The organism is Aequorivita sp. CRS11 (assembly GCF_059693805.1).
The window spans coordinates 1-525 of sequence record NZ_JCATIG010000054.1 but is presented as its reverse complement, the minus strand read 5'-3'; the positions used below and the strand labels follow the sequence as shown (position 1 = coordinate 525).

The window sequence follows — 525 nt, the reverse complement described above, 5'->3', positions numbered from 1 at the left end:
TGGTCATTGTCAAACTCCTCGGGAATAGCAATGCCAAAATACAGCAACTGCATTTTTATAAGGCTCTTGATGCGCCTATAGTCCTTGACAAGATCGTTCCTTCTTCTGAAGAGACTGCGCAGCTGCTCCCGCTCCACATCGGGAACGTGGATGCCCTCAAACCTGCCATCCTTTAGCTCCCTGCTTATCAGTTGGGCATCTATTCTATCTGTTTTGGTATAACGCTCTTTTCCCTTTCGATGGATGTCCGCGGGGTTCACCACCAGGGAATTCCAGCCATAGGTTTTAAAACTGCGGTGGGCGTAATAGCCGCAACAGCCAGCTTCATAAGCGGTGGTAACCTGATGGCCGGGAAAATGCTTGGCTACATACTCGTATAATACTTCAGGTTTTGGGGGCATAGCAAATGACTTGCCGCCAAACAGGTCGGTGGCGCAATGAACTTTCCAGCTCCGCTTGTGAATGTCGATGCCAATGTATAACTTTGGTTGGGCAGTGGGTTCTAATTTCATATCTTATTGTTTT

The 525-nt window shown here is 47.8% G+C and carries 1 protein-coding gene; it reads right to left on the bottom strand.

Features of this window, described 5'->3' with window-relative positions; translation table 11 throughout:
• Positions 1-512, bottom strand: a 512-nt coding sequence (locus AC58DT_RS15720; protein WP_497217736.1) for an IS110 family transposase, incomplete at its 3' end; no start/stop codon positions are given.
• Positions 513-525 lie beyond the last annotated feature (13 nt).